Here is a 19,623-nt window from a genome sequence, read left to right as displayed (position 1 = left end):
GCATTATCGGACTCGCGAGATTGGCAAACTTGGATATAACGTCCGCTTGATCCCGCCCGCCTACGCAAAGCCCTTCGTCAAACGCAGAATAATGATGCGGCTGATGCCGAGTGGTGAACGCCTTGCGTCAACGGGAGCATCTGTCCATGGTCTCGCGTTCAGGAAGTTTGATATATATATTGGCAATTAAGAAAATATCGTAGGTTAAGGCCGCAATTATGACCAAGAAGACTCCTAAGCGCCAATCAGGACCTTTGGAACGTTATACACTGGTTTTAGAAGCAATTGCCGGTTCGGTCGATGGCCTTACCGGGCGCGAAATCGAAGCAGTTCTAGGCCTCCCAAAGACGACGATCAATCGGCTTGTGAATGCTCTGGAAAGCAGTAACTTGGTCGCCCGCAACGGCCGAGGAGGAGAGTTCAAGCTCGGCGGGAGGCTCCGGCGGATTCTTGAATCGGACACCTCTTGGGTCGTTGCTGCAAGCAGGCGACGGCTTAAGGCGTTGGCCGAACAAACTGGTGAAACCTGCTTCGTAGCTCGCCTCTCTGGCTCATCCATCTATTCCGTCTTGATGGAGTCGCCGGACGCAAGTGTCGGAGTATACGTTACACCCGGGCATGTGTTGCCCCCTCATGCGACCGCTTCGGGGAAGGTTCTGACGGCAATGCAACATCCACGGGTGCGCGAGGCGATTCTGAGTACCGAACTCCGGATTTTGACGGAGAGGACGCTCGGCGACCGCCAGGTTCTTGAGCGCGAATTTGCGAAAATTCGAGAGAATGGTTATGCTATCGAGAATGGAGAACACATTAGAGGTCTCTACACGCTTGCCTGTCCAATAATTTTCTCACCGGAAATTCCGCCGCTCTATGCCTTGGGGCTCACAGGCCCAGCTGAGCGTGTACGCCCTCGGGCAGTCACGGAACTTCTCGAGCACCTCAAATCCACGGCCGCCGAACTTGCGAATGCTTTCATGCCTGGGAGCCACTTTGACGGCCGTTGATCGACGCTCTAAGGGCTTCTGTTGTGGCAGGCGCTGTCCTGCCGCTCCAAAACGTACCATCCTTCGAGCATATAAACTTCGGCAGAATAAATGGTCATTTGCGATGATGAGCTATCTGTATACGTTCACCGGAGTGCGCGAGATGGCGGATTTGGATAGTGTACTGGCGGATTAGCTCAAGCCGTTCGCTGACAAGTTTGATCACCAGAACGTCCGCAGATATACACGGTGTATATCCGGCCGGGAGCTCGCGAGAGCATTGAGCCTATCGCTCGCTAATTTGCCAATGTAGTGTTAAGGCTGCTTGCTTCCGAAACCTGTCAAGAACGCGGTGAGGTTGTCACCGAGCGCGCCGCAAAGGTAGCCGCCTTCCTGCACTATCACCGTAGGGAGGCCGAGCCCAGCAATAGCTTCGCCGATGCGCGAGAAGCCGAACGTCGACAACGACAGGCCGCTGAACGGATCGCCCTCGAAGGCGTCGAGACCGAGCGCCACTACCAGCGCTTCGGGCGCGAAGGCGCGAATGCGTCGGAGGGCTGTTGCCAACGCGTCCAGAAATGCCGCATCGCCGGACTTGTGTGGCAGCGGCAGGTTAAGGTTGTAGCCGAGGCCGGCCCCTTCGCCGCGCTCATCAGCATAGCCCCAGAAAAAGGGATAGAACCCAATCGGATCGGCATGCAGCGACACGGTCAGCACGTCGGACCGCGCGTAGAATATGCCTTGCGTGCCGTTGCCATGGTGCAGGTCGACATCAAGGATCGCGACGCGCGCAGCACTCCTGCGCAACGCCTGCGCCGCGACCGCCGAGTTGTTGATGAAGCAGAAGCCGCCAGCGACATCGGCGAGGGCATGGTGGCCCGGCGGTCTACAAAGTGCATAGGTCGAAGCTCCCCCCCCCATCAATGCCTCGGCAGCCTCCACCGCGCTCCAGGCACTCCATAGCGCGCTGTTCCAGGTCTCGGTCGAGATTGGGCAGGCAGTGTCGGCTATGTGGTAGCCGGCCTGACCGACCGCTGAGGAAGGATATGACCCGTTGCGGGCGATCGGATGGATGTGTGGAATGACTTCCGCCGAGGCGCCTTCGATGCGCTGCCAGCGCGAGAAAATATGCTCGAGGAAGTCGAGATATTCGGGTGTGTGCACGGCGGCGATCGGCCCAAGGCCATGGTTCCTCGGTCGTTCGACGATCAAGCCGGCCGACGATGCACCAGCTAACAACATCTCGACACGTGCCGGCTTTTCAGGATGGGACTGAGCTGTGCCTCTGGAGATGTAGGTTCCGGGATCGTGGCGCTTTTGCTCCTCGGCATAGAAGGCTTTCATCGTCGTTCCTCCGGGGCATCGGCAAAGGCGAGGAACGCCTCGCCGACAATCTTTCGCACCTGCTCGTATCTCGACCAGCCGATGCCCAAATTTTCGTAAAACGCCTTTGCGGTCTCATTGTCGGTGTCGACGGAAAGCCTCAGATACGCGCCGCCTGCCTCGAGGCACTGCTTGGCTATGCGCCGGAGCAGTTTCTTTCCGATTTGGCGCCCTCGGAAGCGGTGCTCGACATAAAGGTCCTGAACATAGACGCCTGGCCGGCCCAGCCAGGTCGAGAAGATCGGGAAATGCAGGCAGAGCCCGGCGAACTCTCCGTCGACCTCGGCAATCAAGGCCGAACAGGCAGGATTCTCGCGGAAACCGTAGCGGCGAAGGTCCTCGGCCGTTGATTTGATCTCCTGACGCGCACCGCTATGGGAGGCGAGCTTCCGCAGCGCTGCATGGATGGTTTCGACATCCTCAACTCGGCCGGGTCGGAGCGTGATAGTTTGATAAGCCATCAAAACGCCACACGGTCGCTACGGTTCAACGCTGGCATTTTGCGTGATTCGGCGGGCATTGCGACCTCCTGCGACAGGATATCAAGAATGCCGCGGATGCGTCGCATCTGATCGGTATTGGACTTCGTCAGTTGTCGATTGCGTAAATGCGCCAGCAATTGGCCGACGTCGTACCATTGGAACTGGAAGCGTCTGCTGGCTCGTTTGATGTGCGGTAGGAACTGCATGAGCACGTCACGATCGGCCGTCAAAGGTGGGTTCTTCGGGTCGGAAGCGTGCAGATGCGGGATCGAAGCGACGGCATCCTCGGCGTCGGCCGTGATCTGGTCGAGTATTAGCGGCAGGTTCGGTAGTGTATCCGTTAGGCCCGTGACGGTGCAGGTGGTTTTCCTTGGGGTCATACTTTGTCCCTCTCATCGTTCGACCGGCAGGTCGAGTTCGGCGCCTAATGCCTCCAGCGAATCGCCGATGATGGCGACGATCGTGCTGATCTGCTCGCGGGTAATAATCATTGGCGGCGCCACCATAAAATTATCACTGTCGACACCTCCCCTTACCTTTCGACCATAGATGATCAGGCCCCGAGCATAGGCGAGTTCGAGCAGGCGCTGCGTCGCTTTGCGAGCGGGGTCGATCGGTCTAAGCGTTTCTGGATTGGCGACCATCTCGGCGCCTAGAAGCAGACCCCTGCCGCGAACGTCGGCGACGAAAGGGAAGCGCTTTTGTAATGCCTTCAACTCCCTAATCAGCACGTTGCCCATGGCAGCAGCGTTGGAGATAAGATGGAGCCGGTCCATTTCGCCGATCACAGCAAGGCCGGCGGCGCAAGCAAGCGGATTGCCGGCGTAAGTGTGGCCATGCTGGAAGCCGCCAGAGTCGAGCAGTGGCTCGACTAGCCGCATGGGTGCCGCAAGCGCACCAAGCGGCGCATAACCTGAGCCCAGCCCTTTCGCCAAGGCGACGATGTCCGGCTTGCAGTTCCAATGGTCCCCGCCGAGGAACTTTCCGGTACGGCCAGCGCCGCTCATCACCTCATCGTGGATGAGCAGGATGCCATAGCGATCGCAGATTTCGCGAATACGCGGATAGTAGCTCTCGGGCGCAACCAGCGCGGCGGTCGCAGCACCGCCAATCGGTTCCATTATGAAGGCGAGCACGTCCTCCGCGCCTTCCGCGAGGATCTTCTCCTCCAGCATGTTAGCGTAGCGGATGCCACGCTGCTCCATCGACAGATTGTCGCGGTCGCGCCATGCGGTGGGCGCCGGTACCGTCGGCATCACCCGCATCATTGGAAAAAAGGTCTCGGCGAGCGCATCGTCACCGGTCACAGAAAGCGAGCCGAGCGTGCCGCCATGATAGGAGGGAAAACGGCTGATCACCTTCCGGCGGCTCGCCTGGCCGGTAACGACCGCCCATTGTCGGGCAAGCTTGATACAAGACTCCGTTGCTTCCGAGCCCCCAGATACGAAAAATATGCGGTCCATGCCCTCGGGAAGCTTGCGTGTCAGTTCCCGGGCCAACTCTTCCGCCGGCTCATTTTCAAAATTTAACCGATAAGCGAAGGTGGCCTTGTCCATCTGCCGTTTCATGGCATCAAGTACATTGCGGTTGGAATGGCCAATATTAGCGACCATCGGCCCGCTCGACCCATCAATGAAACGGCGGCCATCATTGGTCCAGAAATAAATACCTTCGGCGCGGGCGACGCGCGGGCGGCGTAGCGTGGGAAGGTAGAAGAGATGCGACGGCGGCTGCACTTCCAGTTTCGGCATGGCAGGACTTTCCGTATTGCGAGCGGTCCTAGGCTGTGATGATGGCGGTCTTTTTTACATCGGAGCACAGCAATCGTCTCACTGATGTTGGCATTGAACTGACAACGTCGTTGTGTTCATTTGACGATGTTGGAAGGCGAATATAGCCGCTCATTGAAATCTGCTGCTCGCCTGCCGCCTAATCTTCTCCAAGTTAAAACGCCTGCTTAGGTTAAAGCAGCAATGCCCTTACGATCCCACCCGAGAAAGCAATTTATTCGCTGTTCCTCCGATAGAATGCGCGGAGCCTTGTCATTGGGATGAGATGCACTGAGCAGTACTGTTATCATTGCATTCGCAGCATCATTGTGCAAATAGATAATGAGAATAAGGACATAGATTTTAAGAATGCAATCGCCACCAATCGAGCGGCTCGTCTGGGACTTAGATTGGAACCTCTTGCGGACCTTCATTGTGATAGCAGAGGCCAAGAGCATCACCCGAGCAGCCGAGCGCCTGAACCTGAAGCAGCCGAGCGTTAGCAATGCGCTAAGACGCCTGGAAGACCGGGTGGGTCGCCGTCTCCTGGAGCGCGACGCGTCTCGTTTCGAGCTCACCGACGCCGGTCGTCTTCTCTATGAGCAGGGTATCGAGGTATTCGGGACCATTTCCCAACTTCCGTCGCTGCTGCGTAGCGTCAGTGACGATGTTGTTGGTCATGTCACGATCGCGGTGGCGAGCCACGTGATTTCACCGCTGTTCGACCAAGCGTTGGCTCAGTTCCACGCAGAATATCCTCGATCGAGCGTAACGATCTTGGCGGCGGCAAGCTCCGAGGTTGCCAAGCAGGTGAAGGAGCGGCGCGCGTCCTTTGGCATCTCACTAGTCAGCCAGCGCGATCCCGAGCTTGATTATGAGATGGTCTACCGGGAATTCTTCGGTTTTTTCTGCGGTCCGAGCCACAGGCTGTATGGCCGCAGTGGGCTGACCCTGGACGATCTCCAGGGCGAATCCTCGGTGTCCTTCCAGACCGACCACATCTTTGATGCGTTGAGGCCGGTCGCGCTGCTGCGCAGCGAGGCGAAGCTGGACGCAAATATCGTTGGAGTATCGTCGAGCCTGGAAGAGGTTCGCCGCTTGATAATTGTCGGCCTTGGCATCGGGCCGCTGCCGCTGCATGTCGCACGTCGCGACATCGCGGACGGCGTCCTTTGGCGTCTGCCACCTTACGATGCGCCTCCAGCAATCGATATCTTCCTCCTGGTCAATGCTCACAAGGCACTGAACCGCGCCGAAAAAGCGTTGCTGTCTGGACTTCAGACTCTCATTGCTGAAACGCCACTCAAGGACCGCATCTATGGCGGCTAAAAAGGTGACCGTGGTCCCGTGCGGCACGTTCAGTGCCATCACCAGTTGAGCGACGAGATTGAAGCGCCGCTAAGCGACCAGCCATCAAGTGCTCGAAGATACGGCCAAACGGCCGATCTTCAGGACGTAAGAGCAGATAGCAACCAGCCAAGCGTCTTTTTGTTTGCTGCTGTACAAATTGACTCGCACGTCGGCCCGCCAATTTGCAATACCAGATTGGTCGCCATATCCGCGATATTGCCGAGACGTGGGAACCGGCGTGGCGAACATCGTGGCAAAATTTATTAAACCAAGCTGCAGCAGTGCTGGTTCCAGATCGAATGTAACGCGGGTTGGAATCTATATGAACTGGTCCTCCATAACCAATAGATACTGGCTGAAGATCTCCGTCGGCGTCTGAAATCCCAGGCACTTTCGAGGTCTGGCATTGATCCGGTCAGATAAGGAACGGATCTCCTGATTGGTCACCCAACACGATGGTTTCCGGGGGGCAGATAACGACGAACCCGTTTGTTGGTATTCTCGACCGTGCCTTTTTGCCATGGCGCTTGCGGATCACAGAATCAGGCTGTCGTTCCCATGTCCAGCTCTCCATGAGACAAATTCGAGGCCTCGGTCAAACGTCAAGCTTTGCCGGGCTTTCACGGGCAGGGGTGCTAGATGGCTTATCAGTTGGTTCATGATCGGTTTTGAACGCCAGTCGTTGTTGCGGAAGAGAACGGTATAGCGGCTCTTGCGCTCAACGATTGTGGCAACATTGCCAGATCCATGTTCCTTCCTGAAGATCATCAGATCCGCCTCCCAGTGACCAAATTCGTCGCGGGAATTGATGGCTTCAGGCCTGTTTCGAATGGCGCATTCGATTGGAAAAACGAAACTTCTCGGCTTGCGCGCATATCTTGGACGCCATTTCCTTCGCCGCTCCGGCAAGTGCCGAGCCAGTTGCTGATCCCGGCCTTCCTGAGAATAGACATACTGATAGATCGTCTCATGGTTCAATCTCGCAGACGACTCGCTGACAAGCCTCGGGCGCCCTGAAATCTGTTCCGGTGACCAGCCGTCCTTCAGCCGGTCGATCACCGCAGCGCATAGATGTGGATCGCGCAACAGCTTGCGATAGCGACGCCGGCGGCTCTCGGCCATCTGATGCGCCGTCACATACCAGTATCCTTCAGCGAATGGAACTTCGCGGTCATGCCAGAAAAATCCGACGCGGCTCTCGGCTTATCGTCGAGCGGTCGCGGCGAAGGTGCGAGCGATTTCCGCCTAACTGATCTTCTTCTCATGAATCCGTGCAATGATGCGACGTTCGTCCATACTCAACTGCACAAAAGAGCGGGCCATTCCATCCTCCTGAAATCATGGCCACTATTGTCTTCGTTTCATTGAAATTGGAATCTGCTCAGATTTTCACATAATGCCGCATAATCCTAACCATCGCGAGTGGCTGGTAGTGCTATGCTCGCGGCATATTTCGTGGCCTTCGCTGAGTCCGAGGTCGCCACAGGTATGAAAAGCGGACGCTGATATACTCTCTGTCGGCAGCGGGAATGTCGCCATGGCATCGATCAGTACCCGTGAACCGAAATCCGGTTCGGTCGGCAATTATTATTGTTGTCCTCGAAGCGATCGCTGGGCCGCCCGATTGGCTCGTTACGCGGGAACTTAAGGCGATACTTGGAATGTCCACGACCGCGGCGGAGGCTCCGTACCGGCCGCCAGCTGGCGAGCACATACGCTGCCTCTTGATCATTGCTTATCCCATTGGTCTTATGCCGGATCAGCCACAGATATATGCGCTCAGGAGTACAGGCCGCACGAAATGCGGATACAACCTGTATCGGTTCCCGCACGCTTAAGCGGACGGCCACTGAGTTCGCAAATGTTTTCTCACTTGGTCGAAGCGCGGGCTAGTGTTAATTAGCTCCCACGCCGCGCGATCTGACGGTCGCGCCAATCAAAATAACGCATAACGAGGCCGAGAAACCAGGGCCTCCCACTATAAAAGGGCATCGTTGGAAATACGCTGCTCGCGAACATGCTTTCAACGCCAGCCTCGCCAAGAATGCGCCCGGCGATTTTCCTGCCGAAGGTGGTGCCTAAAGTGATGCCTGAGAAATTATATCCCATGCCATAGTGGACGCGCCCGTTACAGCCCATATGCGGCATAAGGTCGAATGTGCCCGCACAATAACCGTTCCACGTATGGCTTAACCTGAGGTCGCGCGCGTCCGGCAGTACACGATCGAGAATCGCTTTCATGCGGATTGTGATCTCTTCGTGCCCGCTAAGCGGCGCGCCAGTTGCACCACCGAACAAGATCCGGTTAGAATCTGGTGCGGGGCGAAAGAAGTCGATGTTCGTGTTGGAGTCAATGACTGTCCTTCCACGGGGAATAAGCTTCTCCAACAGTAGCTGCGGCATCTCCTCGGTGGCAGCCATATAGGCACGGAAGGGAACAACGCGACGGCGGAACCATCCCAGCTTAGTGGTGTAACCATTGGTGCCCACCACCACGTCACGTGCTCTTACAACCCCTCTCGTGGTGCGAACTTCGTTGCTTCCGATACTGGATGTGATGATCTCCTCTACCTCTGTGCGGCCGAAAACGGCCACCCCTGCGGCGATGGCTCGGTCAAGCAAGCCTTTGTGGTAAAGACCGGGATGAAGGCAGCCACTTTCCGGAATCACGGCTCCGCCCAAGTAAAGATCGGTATCAAACTCTTCTCGTTGGCGTTCTGCTTGCACCATCGTATAGTCGAAGCCCATCTCTGCCTGCATCTTGCCGAGATCCGCTGCGAGCGCATCAAAATGCCCCTTCGATGTCGCTCCGATGAATCGGCCCGGACGTGAAGCGAAGCAGTCTATTGCCTCGCTTTCAATGAGATCCAGCGTGAAGCGGTAGGCGGCTTCAAGTTCAGTATAGATGGCCTTGGCGGTTCCGTTTCCCTTCGACGCGGAGAGATCGGAATACGATTTTTTAAGAACCCTTCCGATGAAGCCCGCATTGCGGCGCGAAGCGCCCGCGCCCGGGTCTTGCCGATCAAAAATCGCGACACTTCGTCCGGCGCGCGCAAGATGGAGCGCCGCGCTGACTCCAGTGTAGCCGCTGCCTACAACAACCACGTCGTATTCGGCATCGAGATTACCGCCTTCGATTACAGTGGGCGCCGCAGCGTCCCACCAATACGGTTGGAATTTGAAGTCGGAGGTCGTGACATCAGGCATTTGGGTGGCCAATCTTTTGGTACGTTTACAAAGAAAAACCGTTTTTCGGTATGAAATTCCGTTTACTGGAACATACTTGCCGTATATGGTAACGTCAATCGCAGTTGTAGGTCACCTTCTGGCTGGCAAACTAGGATCCTTCGTAGGAGTTTCTGATGAGCCATGAGCTCCATCGTACCAGGCGATCGCCGCCGCACTTAGTGTCAAGGGCAGGCCGGTTGGCTCGCAGACAGCAAGGGCAAGAGCAATCTTGGTGTCCCGGCCGAAGCGGCCGTGTCATGCATCGGGTACACGCGCAATTCCTTGTTCACGAACGGATTTGCCGAGCAGCTTGCAGATCTCTTCTTTCCGGGCCCGCACAAGCTAGTCTGGTAGTAGTACGCGGACCGCGGGGAATAGAAGGCACCGTGATGATTCCGGGCCGGCAAAGCTTCGGAGTTGGTCGCATTTGAACGACGCATATATAGGGTTGAGGGACCATCGATGGGAAATTTGATGCCCATCTCCTGCATTCCCCTAGTTTGCCGCCGAGGAACTGGTCATTGCCGTGGATGGACTGACTGAGCGTATCGATCTTGGCGTTGCTATATCTAATCCTGACCACTTCAACAGAAAGGAGCCACAATGAACGGAGATGCAGTGAGCAGACTGCCGCGCGTTACATACTCAAATCTTTACGAGGACTTTTCGGGTGTTAACACGGTGCTTGACCGCGTGATTCCGGAGGTAAAGGGCAGGCTCGGCCGCGAGCATGCTAACCTTATCGACGGCAAAGACAATCGCGGCGGCGAAACGTATCTGGCGCCCTGCCCGGTGGATCGCTCTAAAAGTCTGGGAACGTTCTTTAAGGCATCATCCACGGCCGTAGAGCTTGCAGTCGAGGCCGCCAAACGCGCCTATCCGAATTGGCGTCAAATCGGCTGGCAAAAGCGTGTCGAAATCGCTGAAAGGGCAGCCGCCTTATTGGAGATACAAAAATTCGAAGTCGCCGCAGCTTGCCTGTTGGAAGTCGGCAAATCGAGAATGGAAGCGATTGGCGAGGTCGAGGAAGCAATCGATATTATACGCTTTTACAGCTCGGAACTGGCGTTGAATGGCGGATTCGCCCGAGCAATGAAGCGAGCGCAAGAGCGCGAGGAGACAATCGACGTCCTGCGTCCCTATGGAGTGTTCGCCGTAATTGCGCCGTTCAATTTCCCAGTGGCCCTCTCGATCGGCATGTCGATCTGCGCCCTTCTGGCAGGCAACACGGTCGTCTTCAAGCCAAGTCCGATGGGAGGAATGACAGGTCGACTAATTGCGAATTGCTTCATGGAAGCTGGCTTCCCGGAAGGCGTTTTTAATTTGATCAACGGCGACAACGAAACCGGCGCAGCATTGGTCGCGCACCCCGGCATCGACGGTGTTGCCTTCACCGGTTCGCACGCCGTGGGAATGTCGATCATGCGCGGCTTTGGCACCTCCGGGGCACACGCCAAGCCGGTGTTGGCCGAGATGGGAGGTAAGAACCCCACCTATGTTGGAGCTTCGGCGAACATTGACATCGCTATCTCAGGTATGCTCCGCTCCGCATTCGGTCTTCAGGGACAAAAATGTTCTGCAGGGTCGGTTGTCTTTCTGCACGAATCCGTGAAAGTTGAGTTCATGGAGAAGATCGAGGCGGCGGCGCGTGCTTTGAAGATTGGCGATCCGTACGTTCAGGACGTTTTCATGGGACCGCTGATCAATGAATCGGCGCGTGACCGGTTTCTCCGCGCGGTGGAACAAGCCAAAGCAGCCGATGGCATTGTATGTGGTGGTGCTTTGCTCACCGGCAGCGTTTACGACAACGGCTACTTTGCCCAACCGACAATTGTCGCCAACCTTCCGGACGATCACATCCTCCATAGGAACGAATTATTCCTGCCTTTTTTGACCGTCCGCATCTTCACTGACCTTGGTGATGCTATTGCACGCGGAAATGCAGTACCGTACGGCCTGACAGCCGGGATCTACACCGAGGATCCGGACGAATTAGAGTTATTCCTGGATACCGTGGAGGCGGGTGTGCTCTATGCAAACCGGGCCAGTGGCGCAACCACGGGAGCGTGGCCTGGAATTCAGACTTTTTGCGGATGGAAGGGTTCGGGGACTGGATCGAAAGGTGGCCTCGGTTCTTGGTATTTGCCGCAATTCTTGCGAGAGCAGAGCCGCACGATTATGCGATGACGCGCTATAGCCTGAGGTATGATACCTCAGGCTTTCACAATCCAACTGCGAATGCACGCCGGATGCGCTTCGTTGAACTGGAGTTACAAAACCAGCGGTTGCCGCCACTATGGATCAAAAACCACTTGCATATGCAGCATGCCCGCGGTTCCGCACAATGATCGCAAAGCTTCGAGCCAATAGAAGAGATATGCTCTGCGGAGCACATGCGGACTCGCGCGTGAAATACCGCCGTCCACCTGTGGAGGATTCACTAATCGTCACGGTTAGCAAATTCGACGCGCTATTCTACTTGCCTTCGCCTTTGTAATGCGTAACGAATGAAGGCGGCCGGCGTTCCGATTTTGAAGTCGTCCATTTCTCCTGGGTTCTTTTGATGTTCGATCTGCTTTAGGTCAAGCGTGTCGTGTTCTCGGCGCCATGGGCCCAGCGCTGTTTTCGCATGCTTTTACGGGTGAGATCGATGCGATAGACATTGTGAACGAGACGATCCAGGATGGCCCCGGCGAGCATTGGGTGGCATCGCGCTTCGGATTGTGCGTCGTATATTGCGCACTTCGCGAAAGGTTGACAATCATTTCGCCAATTTCCAGACAGCATTTTCTCCAAAGTCCGAGCCTCGGCACCCTGGTTTCTGTCCGGAGATTGCCGGAAATCCTGTCCGAACTTTTCCGAAACGCGTCGCCTGTGATCCGGGTCACTTATGTGGCCCGGACCGCCATAGCGGTGCCGATGCGCCGCGACGCGCTTACAGGGTGGAAGACATCGATGGTGCGTGCTGTCGCCCTCAGATCACGCTCGACACTCTCAAACAGTTGCCGGCGACTCTCAGCCGGGCGCATGACATGATGGTGATGCCATCCGGTGCCTGGCCAATGGCGGCATTGGTTACAGCCAGCAAGGAGAAGGTATGATTGCGCAGCCGCCCGAAATAGCAGAGTGGGCAAAACGAATTCCCTTTCGAGCTTTCTTTCAGACGCGCATCAAGAGCGATTGACGCAGAGGCCGATTGCTGGTGTTAGGGGCACGCTGGATCTGATCTGCGACGCCGTCGAGTATTGTGGGAGGGGACGGTTTCCCTCGGAAAAAGTTATGCGGGCGCTCCGCTTTAAGCGTCAAGTTCCTGCCGACGTCGGTGTCGACCGTCATTTGCCGGTCGCACACTTTTTTAAATGCGCGATTGCTAACGTTCAGGCACCTGAGCGGCACCATCAACTCCATATCGGAGTCAGGACCCTTGCCGGTCCACGTGCAACCATCGCATCAATTCCCTGCGTCGTGCTGACAGCAGCGCAGAGCCGTCTCGTTCAGTCCAATCATAGATTCCCTTGCCACTGGAGGCTCCGCAGTGCCCACTACGGACTAGAGCCGCGATCGATTCAGGTGGATCAGACGAAGTGTCGAGAGACGGTTCCAGCAAGCGTGCGAAATGATACATCGTGTCCAGACCGCCGAGATCCGCTGATTCGATCGGTCCAGTCACCGCGAGCCGTCTTCCGATCGAATGCCGGACTACGGAGTCAATGGCTTCGGCCGAAGCAACACCCGCGGCCCAAAGCGCCCAAGCCTCACGAAGTGCTGCAAACTGGATGCGGTTGCCGATGAGTCCAGGAACTTCGCGGTCAACGACGACGGGCATCTTTCCGATACACCCAACAATCACGCACGTACGCTCGATCACTGTTTTGGTCGTAGCATCGCTTCCACAAATCTCAACGAGTGGAATTAGCTGCGGCGGAGACCAAAAATGCGCTGCGATGACCCGCTCCCTGTGTTCTACGCATTTGTCGACGGCACTGGCCGGATGGCCGCTGGAGGTGGCGAGGACGGCATCGGAACGACATATCCTGTCGAGTTTAGAGAATATGCCGAGCTTCAGCTCGATATCCTCGGGTAGGGCTTCGATAACGAATTCTGCCGCTGCCGCAGCTTGTATTTCAGTCGAAATTCGTATCTTCGCAATCGACGCTTGCGCCGATGGAGCGTCCAGCAACCCTGCCTGGACAAATTCGTTGACGCTCGCCTCGATCCGCTGAAGCGCGCGCTCAAGACTCGCCTGACTTCGGCCGATGAGATTGACCTCCCAGCCTGCCTTCGCAAATACCTCTGCGATTCCGTGTCCTATCATCCCATTGCCGATAACGGCCATGCTCCCCAAGCGAGAATGCTTCATTGGCAGCCTTCCTCTGTTCACTATTTCGACTATTCCGATTGCGGTCAGTGCATGCTGCCAATTCATTTCGGGCGCGGCGTCTATTCTGTATCAAACGATCCATGACATAGCCTGATGGCGGACCGTCAGGGAGCTGGGTGCTAGTTCAGAGCCCGTTGGAGAGATCGACTGCGCCCAAAAGGCGCATTGCCGATCTCAAATCGCAAACGCTCATTGGTGAGATTCTCGAGACTCTATCCCGCTGCATACGCCGCCCCCTCAAACCGTCATACCAGTTCCGCGATCACTCTATCTGCCGCAGGATCACTCATTCAAACAGCCATCAATTTTGCTCGAGCGGCCTCAATTGCATCGCTCAGCATACGATTGGCGCGTTGTGGATCTAACCACGCAGCCTGCGCTTCTGGAGAGAGAGACTGCAATGGATCCGGATAGGTGAACAGTTGCCCCGGCCGGACAGCTGGGGCCTGGTACACAGCAACTCCTGTCTGATTATCATAATGCTCAAAGCTATGAACATCGCGCTTTCCACCGCCTCCTGGCGTGTCGACAACGAAAAGCGGGGTATTATATCCAGCCGTGATTCCGCGTAATGCCTTTTCTATCTGACATGCTAGCCTTATTGAGCAGCGCATGTGCTCGAGTCCGTCGACGAGGTCACAACTGTACACATAGTACGGCTGAATATGCAGATCCGAGAGTTTTTTGACGAGCTGTTTCAAAACCTCTGGATCGTCGTTGACGCCAGCCATCAAAACCGACTGATTGCGCATCCTTATTCCCCGCTTGAAAAGAAGGTCCGCAGCCGCAATCGTATAGTCGGTGACTTCTAAAGGATGGTTGAAATGAGTATGAAATGAGATCTCTACCCCCTGATCCCGGCCAGCATTGCTAATGCTGACAAGAGCATCAGTCCATTCATGATCGCTTGTGACTTTCATAGGCAGTACAGCAAGGCCTTTCGTCGCAAATCTCACACGGCGAATTGAGGGGACGGACAGAAGGCCCTTTCCGATCGTTAGAAGTCGCGATGGTTTGAGGCGAAAGCAATCGCCTCCAGACACCACTACATCAGCGATGACGGGGGTCGCACGAAGATATGCCAAGATGGTATTCCAGCGGCTCTGGAAAGGCGGCGCCCTTTTTTTGAAGAACGATTGCGTGTCTAAACCCACGCTGTAACTGCGGGTGCAATAACGACAATAGACAGGGCACCGGTCTGTCGCAAGTAAAAGTGCCTTGTCCTGATAGCGATGCACAAATCCATCTATAGGTGAACTTTCTTGTTCGTGTAACGAATCCATTTGTAGCAACGGGTGAGAGGGAAGCATTTCGCTTCCAACGGGAATGAACTGTTTGCGGATTGGGTCTTGGAGGAAGTTCGACCAGTCGATCAAGTTCAGGACATAAGGCGTAATCCGCATCGCCATAGGCGCGCGCGCAAGGCCGAGCTCAATATCTCGCATAAGGGTACTGTCGGTGTCGTCCATCCATTCGCGCAACTGGTCAACGCGAGTGACAGCATGACGCTCTTGCCATGAAGCGTCCGCGAACTTTTCATTCATTTCATGTGCGATGCGGCTCATCGGAACTTCGCTTGAGCTAAAAAGAGGAAAGATACTGACCCCGTGGATGGCGCCGCTTTTCGCGAGGACTTGACGGTTGCAACAGCACAGTCGGCAATAGTCATGGGTGATTCCCCAGTTGATATCGCGTTTGCGGATACCGAAGCATGAACCGTGCCAAAGGAAAAACTCTTTTACAACAACATAGATAGCGCGCTAACAGTATTGCGCGGATGCCTGACATTGTCGGAAATGGGACCAATGAACGTCTACAGCCAAGCCTTCGGATCGACATCGCTGAAAATGGCGATGAGCGTGAGCATGATGTCGGCAATACCGGTAACCACGTAAATAGCTCGTCCGACCGACGTAGACTCTCGCTCGTCAGCACCGGCCTATCCGGTACGAGCAACGCGCGGCCAATTCACATTGACAATGCACGTCAGGAGGACGTTATAAAATTTGTTCATAAGTTATCAGCACACGCATCTTGCATATATTGTTGACTCGCCAGGGTTGGTCTGCGGGTTCAGCGGATCGAAGCGGAGGGGCTAGTATAGGCATAGATTGCGTCCACGGCTTGAGGTCCCTCGCGCCATTGCTCCTTGAGCAGGAGTTGGGCCTCTGGCGGTTGGGGAAGGACTATAACCGGCCGACTGTTACCGCGAAGATGTCGGTTTGATGCGGGCGATTGCGTCTGGAGTTTAGAGGAAGTCGAAGTCGTCGAGGAGGCTTCGGGGAACGGCAGGCAGCGGAAAGCATCTGCGTCAGCTCGTCGATGCCGTCGTTAGTTAGAACAGTGATTGATTCATCATCACCGTGTATGACGCTGATTATACTTCCATCGGTCAAATTGTCGAATTGCTGACGCTCACCGAAGCTGCCGAGGACAGTAACGTCGCCGCTCATCGTATTCGCAGTCTTATCGCGCCCGGAATCTGCTATACCAGATTAATGCCTCGGATTTTTGAGATCCTCGCGTCGCCACTGTGATGAGGCGTAAAGTGGCGCTCGCGTTAGTGGCCGCCGGAGTCAAGTACAAATGTACTCCGTAAATTCCCAACCAATCTAACAATTTCGAACTTCTGCTCGCCGCGCCACACACGCCGACGTTCCTACCCGAGAAGCTCGACACGCATCCCATACCTCGCCCAAGACGCGTCACTAACGATTAAACACGTATCGAAGATTATTACGAAGCTGTCCGGCAGGCGCTAACATTCGAAATCGGCGCATAGGCACCAGGCGTTGTGAGCTGATACCTATCCTGTTGTAGTGATCAACAACGGTGTCGATGATGGGCTTGACCGTGTTGCCGATGAACGCCAAGGCGTCGGCCTGCACGATCCCCCTATAGCCCGAAAGCTGACTTCGTATCTCCCGGCCACCTCGGCGTTTCGTCAAGATGTAGACCACCGCCGACGTCGCTCAACCGATGTGATCACCTCAACATGCTGCTTCGTCATAGGACTAGTCCTAGTGCTACCACTAGGACTTGCGACGTTCAGCCTAAGCTCGCCAAGACGGCCGTCACCGTGGGGATACCTTGGCAATGTCATCTCGTCGCGCTCTCCGAGCAATTGTAAGCGGACAGGCCATCCCACGTAGCATGGAGACGCGAAATCGCTCATTTTCAGCATGAATCATGCTGGGAATCCTATGAGTGAAGATATGAATCATGATCGTACGTTCGAAATTCTGACGGCGGAGCCGGTGCGAACGCGGCGGAAACCGAAGTCGTGGTCAGATGAGGCGAAAGCTCTGATCCTGGAGCAAGCGTTGGCTCCGGGCGCAAATGTCTCTGCGGTCGCGCGTGCCCATGGAATGGACCCATCGCAGCTCTTTGGATGGCGGCGCGTAGCCCTTGCATCTGGTTCGGTTCAGCGGTTGAGAGCAACCGAAAACGATGAGGCCTTTACTCGTTTCGAGGCGGTGCGGACGGACACTGTCGAGATCCAGGTGGGCGACACGACACTTCGCGTCAGCGCTTCGATCGATCCGGCGCTGCTGAGCGGCATCGTCAGGGCGGTACGGCAAGCATGATCGCTTCGGGTGTCGTGGTCTATGTGTCGTGCCAACCGGTTGACTTCCGCAAAGGCGCGGCCTCGCTGATGGCCCTGGTGCGCGATGGCGGCCTCGACCCTTTAACGGTGCTCTTTATGTATTCCGCTCGAAACGTGCAGACCGGATCCGCATTGTTTGGTGGGACGGCAGTGGGGTCTGCCTTTACGCCAACGATCGGCGTTCATACTACACCTCTTTCCTCGCCAGTTGATGTTCTTGGCTCGGTTTGCATTTGTCGATACGCAGCAGCGCGATCTTCGAGTGGATTCCATCGACTGCATTGCTTTTGCGGCAGGTCTCCATCGGCGATTTCGTACAGGCTATAGTGCCCGTTATAGGCATGTCTGGTGATGAGGCCAAATTTGGCCCATCTGGCGACGGTTTGCTCGCTGATATTGAGATGCACTGCCGCTTCCTGTCTTGTCAGCATTCCCCGCTGTCGCAGTCGATCATATCGTGATCGCAGCTTATATTCGTGGATGAGATAGGCGACTTTGAGGGGTGTAAAGCGGGCGTCCTGGCAGCCGCGACGTGCGGTTCCACCTGGGCGATGCCCCTGCTCGTTTAGAATCTCGGCGATCTCGGGATAAATGTAATCGTCGAGAAGCCTATCGACCAGTTCAATGATGCTGGGCTTTGTCTTGATCTGCTGAGGAGAGGATTTTGGGTTCATGGTGGTGAGCGTCTGGATTTTGCCGCCCTTGAAGCGAACGTGAAGCTTAGTGGTTCCTTCCGCTGGCAACTTTAAGAGAGTGACATCCTCAATGATGTGGGCCAGCAATCGCTTGCGTTCGCGGCTTGGGGTATCCGGATCTTTCCAGAGCTGGTTGAAGTCGGCCGTCATCGCGACTAACCGTTCGTGGACAGCTTTATCGAGGATGAATTGATCGTGCTCTCGGCCACGTTCGCGCTCTTCGCGGGCACTGGCCAGCGTGCGAAGCTTCTCGTTCCATTCACCTTCGAGCGTGTCGGCGACGAGGCGGTTACTAGGATCGACAAGCATGAAGCGGCGCTGAGCGAGCTCGGCTTCCGTTTGGGCGCGTTCGATTGCGCGACAGCGCAGCCGGTCTGCTTCTTCATGCCGGGCTTGGATCTCCTTGCGGACTTCGAGAGCGAGTTCGACGGCCGCCGGCGTCATCTGCTCGGCAATCAGCATACCGATGGCTTCATCGACGGGAGGCCCAGCGATCGACTGACACATAGGCTCCGCACGATAAATGCGGGCACGATTACAAATGTACCAGGCTTCCTGCCGGCCACGTCGCGCCGCATAGCGAACCCTAAGATGGCTGCCGCACTGCCCACACACGGCCCGGCCTTGCAGCAGTGCCGGTCCCTCCCTTGGGATTGAAGCTCGTGCCGCTTCAAATCCACGGCCATTCGCCTTGAGGATCTTCAGATTCTCCTGATGTCGCTCCCAGCTGATATAGCCGGGATGAGCATCGGGAATGCAGGCCGGCCAGTCATCAATGTCGCGCGCACGCAGAGTCTTTGCCGTCGATGGTGCGTCGAAACTGTCGTCGGCCATAGGTATAGGCGCCAGCGTAGCGGGATTGTTCAGGACACGCATCGCCGTCGATGCGGTCAGCGGCCGAAATAGCGTGCCGCCGTTGTGTAGGCGCGATGGAAACAATAGGCCTTCATTGCGAAAGACCTTGACGGTCTGGGAGGCGGACCCGAGGCGAGAGAACATCTCAAAGAAATGAATGATCGTTTCTCTGACTTGCATGTCTGGATCAAGAGTCACATTGCCGAAATGGTCATAGACCAGCCCGGTCGGTAGGAGGCAACGAAACTCGCCGCGCCGCACCTTATTGAGAATGCCGCCGCGCAGCCGGGCTTTGATCACATGCAGCTCGGCCTCACTCATTGTTCCCTTCAGGCCGAGCAGGAGCCGGTCGTTGAAACTTGCCGGATCATAGACGCCGTCCTCGTCGAGGATCAGGGTGTCGGCAAGGGCACAGATCTCCAGCAGACGCTGCCAGTCGGCATTGTTGCGCGCCAGACGGGAGACCTCCAGGCCCATGACGATCCCGGCATGCCCCATGCCGACATCGCTGACCAGCCGCTGAAACCCCTCGCGCCACGCCGCCGATGCACCGGACTCTCCTTGATCGTTGTCGATGACGATAATCTGCTCGTCGCGCCAGCCGAGGGCGACAGCGCGTCCCCGAAGCGCATATTGCCGCCTGGCGCTCTCAACGTTCTCAACGACTTGCCGCATGGAAGACTGGCGGATGTAGAGGTAGGCGCCGCGTTCGAGGTGATGAGGCTGGACTTTGAGATGTACATTCATGGTGACCTCCGATCGTTGGTGCTCATGGCGATTGTCGCAAGGACGTGAACGACGGCGCTGTGTCCGCCGTGCAGCGGACAAGCAAATGACGATGGGTAATTCTGCTCGCGGAGTGCTTGCTGCTGCGGTCAGCGCCTGAACCC

Annotated in this window: 12 protein-coding genes and 2 pseudogenes; 4 read left to right on the top strand and 10 right to left on the bottom strand. The window is 56.2% G+C overall.

Features of this window, described 5'->3' with window-relative positions:
- The first annotated feature begins 218 nt into the window (after window positions 1-218).
- Window positions 219-1,004, top strand: a complete 786-nt coding sequence (locus QA648_RS33460) for an IclR family transcriptional regulator (RefSeq protein WP_283054367.1) — start codon at window positions 219-221, stop codon at window positions 1,002-1,004.
- A 294-nt stretch (window positions 1,005-1,298) separates the two neighbouring features.
- Here QA648_RS33460 and QA648_RS33455 read toward each other — a convergent pair whose 3' ends face one another.
- Genes QA648_RS33455 through QA648_RS33440 form a run of 4 tightly spaced genes read right to left on the bottom strand, consistent with a single transcriptional unit; the run spans window position 1,299 to window position 4,599 of the window.
- Entirely contained in the window at window positions 1,299-2,327 is a 1,029-nt protein-coding gene (locus tag QA648_RS33455) for a histone deacetylase family protein (RefSeq protein WP_283054366.1), read from the bottom strand.
- Complete coding sequence (locus QA648_RS33450) at window positions 2,324-2,827, bottom strand: GNAT family N-acetyltransferase (protein WP_283054365.1); 504 nt, start codon at window positions 2,825-2,827, stop codon at window positions 2,324-2,326. Before QA648_RS33450 ends, QA648_RS33455 begins: the two co-directional genes overlap by 4 nt.
- Complete coding sequence (locus QA648_RS33445) at window positions 2,827-3,228, bottom strand: hypothetical protein (RefSeq protein WP_283054364.1); 402 nt, start codon at window positions 3,226-3,228, stop codon at window positions 2,827-2,829. The genes QA648_RS33450 and QA648_RS33445 overlap by 1 nt, the downstream gene beginning before the upstream one ends.
- A 12-nt stretch (window positions 3,229-3,240) precedes the next feature.
- On the bottom strand, window positions 3,241-4,599 hold the full coding sequence (locus QA648_RS33440) for an aspartate aminotransferase family protein (protein WP_283054363.1): 1,359 nt from the start codon (window positions 4,597-4,599) through the stop codon (window positions 3,241-3,243).
- Between the two features lie 387 nt (window positions 4,600-4,986).
- Between QA648_RS33440 and QA648_RS33435 the strand changes: the two genes are divergently transcribed.
- The gene (locus QA648_RS33435) at window positions 4,987-5,946 is read left to right on the top strand and encodes a LysR family transcriptional regulator (RefSeq protein WP_283054362.1); all 960 of its coding nucleotides are present in this window, start codon (window positions 4,987-4,989) and stop codon (window positions 5,944-5,946) included.
- A 339-nt stretch (window positions 5,947-6,285) separates the two neighbouring features.
- Here QA648_RS33435 and QA648_RS33430 read toward each other — a convergent pair.
- Window positions 6,286-7,290 (bottom strand): annotated as a pseudogene (locus tag QA648_RS33430) (IS30 family transposase).
- A 576-nt stretch (window positions 7,291-7,866) separates the two neighbouring features.
- Entirely contained in the window at window positions 7,867-9,174 is a 1,308-nt protein-coding gene (locus tag QA648_RS33425; protein ID WP_283054361.1) for an FAD-binding oxidoreductase, read from the bottom strand.
- Between the two features lie 624 nt (window positions 9,175-9,798).
- On the opposite strand from QA648_RS33425, the gene QA648_RS33420 reads away from it, so the two are divergent.
- On the top strand, window positions 9,799-11,382 hold the full coding sequence (locus QA648_RS33420; protein ID WP_283054360.1) for an aldehyde dehydrogenase family protein: 1,584 nt from the start codon (window positions 9,799-9,801) through the stop codon (window positions 11,380-11,382).
- A 390-nt stretch (window positions 11,383-11,772) separates the two neighbouring features.
- Here the strand turns inward: QA648_RS33420 and QA648_RS33415 are convergent.
- The 3 genes and pseudogenes from QA648_RS33415 to QA648_RS33405 all read right to left on the bottom strand — a co-directional run.
- Window positions 11,773-11,898 (bottom strand): annotated as a pseudogene (locus tag QA648_RS33415) (AAA family ATPase); the annotation flags it as partial.
- A 712-nt stretch (window positions 11,899-12,610) separates the two neighbouring features.
- Window positions 12,611-13,555 carry a 3-hydroxyacyl-CoA dehydrogenase family protein gene (locus QA648_RS33410; RefSeq protein WP_283054359.1) on the bottom strand — a complete coding sequence of 315 codons (945 nt, stop codon included), beginning with the start codon at window positions 13,553-13,555 and terminating at the stop codon, window positions 12,611-12,613.
- 311 nt (window positions 13,556-13,866) lie between these two features.
- Window positions 13,867-15,141, bottom strand: coding sequence for a KamA family radical SAM protein (locus tag QA648_RS33405; RefSeq protein WP_283054358.1), 1,275 nt, complete (start codon window positions 15,139-15,141; stop codon window positions 13,867-13,869).
- 1,650 nt (window positions 15,142-16,791) lie between these two features.
- Here QA648_RS33405 and QA648_RS33400 point away from each other — a divergent pair.
- Entirely contained in the window at window positions 16,792-17,163 is a 372-nt protein-coding gene (locus QA648_RS33400; protein ID WP_240535525.1) for a transposase, read from the top strand.
- Between the two features lie 202 nt (window positions 17,164-17,365).
- Here the strand turns inward: QA648_RS33400 and QA648_RS33395 are convergent, their stop codons facing one another.
- Window positions 17,366-19,480, bottom strand: a complete 2,115-nt coding sequence (locus QA648_RS33395) for a recombinase family protein (protein ID WP_283054357.1) — start codon at window positions 19,478-19,480, stop codon at window positions 17,366-17,368.
- Window positions 19,481-19,623 lie beyond the last annotated feature (143 nt).

Origin of the sequence: Rhizobium sp. CB3171, assembly GCF_029714265.1 — a bacterium.
GTDB lineage: Bacteria > Pseudomonadota > Alphaproteobacteria > Rhizobiales > Rhizobiaceae > Rhizobium.
This window is presented reverse-complemented; position numbering and strand designations above follow the sequence as displayed.

Coding starts and splice junctions, on each gene's coding strand:
- QA648_RS33420 (WP_283054360.1), top strand. CDS start 9,799: ATGAACGGAGATGCAGTGAGCAGACTGCCGCGCGTTACATACTCAAAT.
- QA648_RS33445 (WP_283054364.1), bottom strand. CDS start 3,228: ATGACCCCAAGGAAAACCACCTGCACCGTCACGGGCCTAACGGATACA.
- QA648_RS33450 (WP_283054365.1), bottom strand. CDS start 2,827: ATGGCTTATCAAACTATCACGCTCCGACCCGGCCGAGTTGAGGATGTC.
- QA648_RS33440 (WP_283054363.1), bottom strand. CDS start 4,599: ATGCCGAAACTGGAAGTGCAGCCGCCGTCGCATCTCTTCTACCTTCCC.
- QA648_RS33435 (WP_283054362.1), top strand. CDS start 4,987: ATGCAATCGCCACCAATCGAGCGGCTCGTCTGGGACTTAGATTGGAAC.
- QA648_RS33405 (WP_283054358.1), bottom strand. CDS start 15,141: ATGAGCCGCATCGCACATGAAATGAATGAAAAGTTCGCGGACGCTTCA.
- QA648_RS33425 (WP_283054361.1), bottom strand. CDS start 9,174: ATGCCTGATGTCACGACCTCCGACTTCAAATTCCAACCGTATTGGTGG.
- QA648_RS33455 (WP_283054366.1), bottom strand. CDS start 2,327: ATGAAAGCCTTCTATGCCGAGGAGCAAAAGCGCCACGATCCCGGAACC.
- QA648_RS33395 (WP_283054357.1), bottom strand. CDS start 19,480: ATGAATGTACATCTCAAAGTCCAGCCTCATCACCTCGAACGCGGCGCC.
- QA648_RS33410 (WP_283054359.1), bottom strand. CDS start 13,555: ATGAAGCATTCTCGCTTGGGGAGCATGGCCGTTATCGGCAATGGGATG.
- QA648_RS33400 (WP_240535525.1), top strand. CDS start 16,792: ATGAATCATGATCGTACGTTCGAAATTCTGACGGCGGAGCCGGTGCGA.
- QA648_RS33460 (WP_283054367.1), top strand. CDS start 219: ATGACCAAGAAGACTCCTAAGCGCCAATCAGGACCTTTGGAACGTTAT.